This window comes from Nostocoides australiense Ben110 (assembly GCF_001050535.1).
GTDB classification, from domain to species: Bacteria; Actinomycetota; Actinomycetes; order Actinomycetales; family Dermatophilaceae; genus Nostocoides_A; species Nostocoides_A australiense.
The window spans coordinates 2514384-2519349 of sequence record NZ_HG764815.1; the positions used below are offsets into that span (position 1 = coordinate 2514384).

At 68.7% G+C, this 4966-nt stretch carries 5 protein-coding genes; 2 read left to right on the top strand and 3 right to left on the bottom strand.

The window, feature by feature from the left end; genetic code table 11:
- The 3 genes from BN11_RS12090 to BN11_RS12100 form a co-directional block, all read right to left on the bottom strand.
- The coding region (locus tag BN11_RS12090) for an IS110 family transposase (protein WP_048693490.1) at positions 1 to 399 on the bottom strand (399 nt) is incomplete at its 3' end.
- 234 nt (positions 400 to 633) lie between these two features.
- Positions 634 to 1323 carry a potassium channel family protein gene (locus tag BN11_RS12095; RefSeq protein ID WP_048698072.1) on the bottom strand — a complete coding sequence of 230 codons (690 nt, stop codon included), beginning with the start codon at positions 1321 to 1323 and terminating at the stop codon, positions 634 to 636.
- A gap of 10 nt (positions 1324 to 1333) precedes the next feature.
- Positions 1334 to 1999, bottom strand: a complete 666-nt coding sequence (locus BN11_RS12100) for a potassium channel family protein (protein ID WP_048698074.1) — start codon at positions 1997 to 1999, stop codon at positions 1334 to 1336.
- Between the two features lie 88 nt (positions 2000 to 2087).
- Here BN11_RS12100 and BN11_RS12105 point away from each other — a divergent pair, with 88 nt between their 5' ends.
- The gene (locus BN11_RS12105; RefSeq protein ID WP_048701352.1) at positions 2088 to 4046 is read left to right on the top strand and encodes an APC family permease; all 1959 of its coding nucleotides are present in this window, start codon (positions 2088 to 2090) and stop codon (positions 4044 to 4046) included.
- A partial coding sequence (locus tag BN11_RS12110; protein WP_053084090.1) for a class I SAM-dependent RNA methyltransferase occupies positions 4043 to 4966 on the top strand: 924 nt, incomplete at its 3' end. The genes BN11_RS12105 and BN11_RS12110, both read left to right, overlap by 4 nt.

The following is a 4966-nucleotide window of genomic DNA, read 5'->3' on the forward strand; positions in this document are numbered from 1 at the left end:
CGCGCGGACCAGATCCCGGGCTGATTCCTGAGACGGTGTCGGGATAGCGACCGGCACGATGTCGCCGTTACGGGCCAGCCGGGCCAGCAACAACGCATCCCGCCGGTCGGTCTTGACCCGATCCCCCACCGGCCGCAACACCTTCGACGGCGCCGCGACCTGACAGGCATGACGCGCCGTCAGCAGCGCCCGCGCCAACCCGAACCCCGTCGGCCCCGCCTCATACGTCACCAACACCGGACCATGTTCTGCCGCAACAGATTCCACGAAACCCACGACATCGACCACCGGCGCAGAGACCGTCCGCTCAATCACCTCCCCCGTGACCGTGTCGATCGCCGCCGCTCTGACCGATCTCGCGTGCACATCCAAGCCGATACTCGTACGCTCTATGAACACCGGGGCCTCCTATGCATGTCGGCACCGCCAGCCCATCTGGCAGGTGATCCACGATTCTCTGCATACGCGAGGCCCCGGCCTCAACCCTCAACCGAAACCCCGCCCGCCCCCATAGGGTCTAGCAGAGGCTAGTCAAATCAGCACACCTTGCTAGGTCTGCTGATTTCACTAACTTCTGCTAGCAGAGGTTCCTCGGCGGGGCTGAAGTGCCTTGGGGGCAGGGGGTTCGGCGAGCTAGGCGAGTTCCCGCGGGCGCTTGATGCGCTGGCCGGGGGAGAGCATGTTCTCCAGGTCGTCCTCGGAATCGGGGGTGGTGAGGAAGAGCAACTCGTCGTGGGCCTCGAGGCTGTCGTCGGGGCTGGGAGCGATGGGGATCTGGTCGCGGATGATGCCCACGAGGACGGTGTCCTGCGGGAACTCGACATCGCCGACGCGTTCGCCGACGTGCGGCGAGTCGGCCGGCAGGGTCATCTCGACCATCGTCGCCTGGCCGCGCTTGAACTCGAAGATGCGCACCAGGTCACCGATCGTCACGGCCTCCTCGACCAGGGCCGTCATCAGGCGGGGGGTGGAGACGGCGACATCGACGCCCCACGCTTCGTCGAACATCCACTCGTTCTTGGGGTTGTTCACCCGCGCCACGGTGCGGGGCACCCCGAACTCGGTCTTGGCGAGGAGCGAGACGACGAGGTTGACCTTGTCGTCACCGGATGCGGCGACCACGACGTCGCAGTCGGCGAGCCCGGCCTCGTTGAGCGCGTCGATCTCGCAGGCGTCGGCCGCGAGCCAGTTGGCCTCCGGCACCCGCCGAATCGCATGCTCGTCGGCCGCCTTGTCGATCAGCAGCACGGAGTGGTTGTTGTAGAGCAGTTCGCGGGCGATGGAGCGGCCCACGCTCCCGGCTCCGGCGATGACGACGCGCATCAGTGGTCTCTCACTCGTGGGGGACGGGAGCGCTGTCGAGGATCCGCTCGACATCGGCGATCTCGTCACGGTTGATGGCCAGGTGCACCAGATCCCCTTCTTGGAGAATGGTTTCCGGGGTGGGCAGGGCACCCTCGCCGAGCCGGGTATAGAACGCCACCCGGGTCCCCGTCGCGGTCTCGAGCGAGGTCAACCGGTGCCCGATCCATGCCGGGTCGACGGCGACCTCGGCGACCACGATCTTGCCGGACGGATCGGTCAGCTCGGGCAGGTGCCCCTGCGGCAGCAGCCGGCGCAGCATCTGATCGGAGGTCCACTTCACGGTCGCCACGGTGGGTATGCCGAGGCGCTGGTAGATCTCCGCGCGCCCCGGGTCGTAGATGCGGGCCACCACATGCTCGACGCCGAACGTCTCGCGCGCGACGCGGGCGGCGAGGATGTTGGAGTTGTCACCGCTGGAGACTGCGGCGAAGGCGTAGGCCTGCTCCACACCCGCCTCGAGGAGGGTGTCCCGGTCGAAACCGATGCCGGTGACGGTGCGGCCTTCGAAGGTCGGCCCCAGCCGGCTGAAGGACGCCTCGTCCTGATCGACAACCGCGACATCGTGTCCGCGCCGCTCCAGCGCCCGGGCGAGCGAGGCGCCCACACGACCGCATCCCATGATGACGAAATGCACGCTCCGACGCTACACCGGGCGCGGGGGATTAGAGTTGACGGTCGTGGCCATCGGGCGCGTGCTCAAACGCATTCTCCTGGGCGAGGCGATGCGCAGCGACAAGCTGCACGAGACCTTGCTCCCCAAGCGCATCGCGCTACCCGTCTTCGCCAGCGACGCCCTGTCCTCGGTCGCCTATGCCCCCGACGAGATCCTGCTGACCCTCGGTATGGCCGGCGGCGCGATGGCCCTGACCCACTCGTGGCAGATCGCCCTCGGCGTCGTGTTCGTCATGGTCGTCGTCGTCGCGTCCTACCGGCAGAATGTGCACGCCTACCCCTCCGGCGGCGGTGACTACGAGGTGGCGGGCGAGAACCTCGGCCCCAAGGCCGGCCTGACCGTCGCGAGCGCCCTGCTCGTCGACTACGTGCTGACGGTGGCGGTGTCGGTCAGTTCGGGTGTGCAGAACGCCGCCAGCGCCTTGACCTTCGTGCGCGGGCACGAGGCGATCGTCGCCGTCGTCATCGTCGCGATCCTGACCGCCATGAACCTGCGCGGCGTTCGCGAGTCCGGGTCCGCCTTCGCCATCCCCACCTATCTGTTCATGTTCGCCGTCATCGGGATGGCGATCGTCGGCTTCGTCCGGCAGGCCGCCGGCAACCTGCCGTATGCCGAGAGCGCGGCCTTGGATGTCGCGCCCGAGGAGGGCTTCGAATCCCTCGGCACCCTGGCGCTCGCCTTCCTGCTGCTGCGCGCCTTCTCCTCCGGCTGCGCCGCCCTCACCGGCGTCGAGGCCATCAGCAATGGCGTGCCGGCCTTCCAGAAACCCAAGAGCAAGAACGCCGCTACCACCTTGCTCATGATGGGCGCCATCGCCGTCACGATGCTCTTCTCGATGATCATGCTGGCGCGGATGACCCGGGTGCACTTCGCCGAGGACCCGGGCCGACAGCTGCTCCTCAACGGCGTGCCCGTCGGCGACGAATACGTCCAGGACACCGTCATGGGCCAGGTCTCCAAGGCGGTCTTCGACGGCTTTCCCGTCGGGGTCGTCCTCGTCTCGACGGTGACCGGACTGATCCTCTTCCTGGCCGCCAACACCGCCTTCAACGGTTTCCCGGTCCTCGCCTCGATCCTGGCGCGCGACGGCTACCTCCCGAGGCAACTGCATACCCGGGGCGACCGGCTGGCCTTCTCCAACGGCATACTCATCCTCGCCGGCGCGGCGTGCGTGCTGATCATCGCCTACGACGCCGAGGTGACCCGGCTCATCCAGCTTTACATCGTCGGCGTCTTCGTCTCCTTCACCCTCAGCCAGACGGGCATGGTGCGGCACTGGAATCGGTTGCTGCGCACCGAGCGGGACCCGAGCGAGCGGGCCCGGATGCAGCGCAGCCGGATCATCAACTACATCGGCGCCATCATCTGTGGCCTGGTGCTCGTCGTCGTCCTGGCCACCAAGTTCATCCACGGGGCGGGCTACGCGATCGCGGCCATGGCGGTGCTCTTCTGGATCATGACCCGCATCCAGAACCACTACCGGCACGTCAGCGCCGAACTCGCGGTGAGCGAGGAGGAGACCGACCACAACCGGCTGCCGTCGCGGGTCCACGCGATCGTGCTGATCTCCCGGCTGCACAAGCCCGCGCTGCGCGCGCTGTCGTATGCCCGCGCCACCCGCCCCAACCGGCTCGAGGCGATCACCGTCAACGTCGACAACGAGGAAACCGCGGCGCTGCAAGCGGATTGGGAGAAACGCGGCATACCGCTGCCGTTGAAGGCCCTCGACAGTCCATACCGGGAGATCACCCGGCCGATCGTCGACTACGTCAAGTCGCTGCGGTCGGACAACCCGCGTGATGTCGTGGTGGTCTACGTCCCCGAATATGTCGTCGGCCGCTGGTGGGAGCAGATCCTGCACAATCAGTCCGCCCTGCGCCTGAAGACCCGGCTGCGGTTCATGCCCGGCGTCATGGTCTCCAGCGTGCCCTGGCAGCTGAGTTCCTCCGCCGGTCAAGAGCCGGTGCTCTCGACGTCCGCGCCCGGCGACGTCCGGCGCGGCGAGTGATCGGCGGGCTTGCGGTCGGGGACCGCGTCGAGGTCGAGGTCGGCCCGGTCGCCCATGGCGGGCACTGCGTGGCCCGGTATGAGGGGCAGGTGCTCTTCGTGCGGCACACACTGCCGGGGGAGCGGGTGGTCGCCGAGGTCACCGGCATCGGGTCCGGCAACCGTTTCGTGTATGCCGACGCGCGTGCGGTCCTGACCGCGTCACCCGATCGCGTGGTCCCGCCCTGCCCGTATGCCGGCCGGTGCGGCGGCTGCGACTTCCAGCATGTCGCGCTGCCGGCCCAACGGGAGTTGAAGGCCGCGGTGGTGCGCGAGCAGCTGCAGCGGCTGGCGCGGCTCGACCTGCCCGTCGAGGTCGAGCCGGTGCCCGGCGACAGGGACGGTCTGCGGTGGCGCACCCGCGCCGAGTTCGCCGTCTCCGACGACCGCCGCGTCGGGATGCGGCCGCACCGCTCGCACGAGGTGTTGTCGATCGACGACTGCCTCATCGCCACCGACGCCGTCGTGGGAACCGGTGTGCTGCACCGGGATCCGTCGACCATTGCCGAGGACGTCGGCGCCTTCGACGTCGTCGCGCCGAGTGTGGGCGAGCCCGTCGTCGTGCCGGTGCCGCAGGACGAGGCGCCGGACCCGGTCCCGGACGTCGCCGAGCATGTCGCCGCCCGAATGCTCCATCGCCAGTTCGCCGTCTCGGCACGCGGGTTCTGGCAGGTCCACCCCGGCGCGCCGGCGACCTTCGTCGATGCCGTGCTGGAGATGCTGGCACCGCGGCCGGGAGAGCGGGCGCTCGATCTGTATTCCGGCGTCGGGGTCTTCGCCGCGGCGCTCGCCGAGGCGGTCGGGCCGGTCGGCCAGGTTATCGCGATCGAGTCCGACGCGACGGCGACCCGGCACGCGGAAGCCAACCTCGCGGCATACCGC

Excerpts from the sequence above, each read along its gene's own strand:
- BN11_RS12095 (WP_048698072.1), bottom strand. The coding sequence starts at position 1,323 with ATGCGCGTCGTCATCGCCGGAGCCGGGAGCGTGGGCCGCTCCATCGCC.
- BN11_RS12105 (WP_048701352.1), top strand. The coding sequence starts at position 2,088 with ATGCGCAGCGACAAGCTGCACGAGACCTTGCTCCCCAAGCGCATCGCG.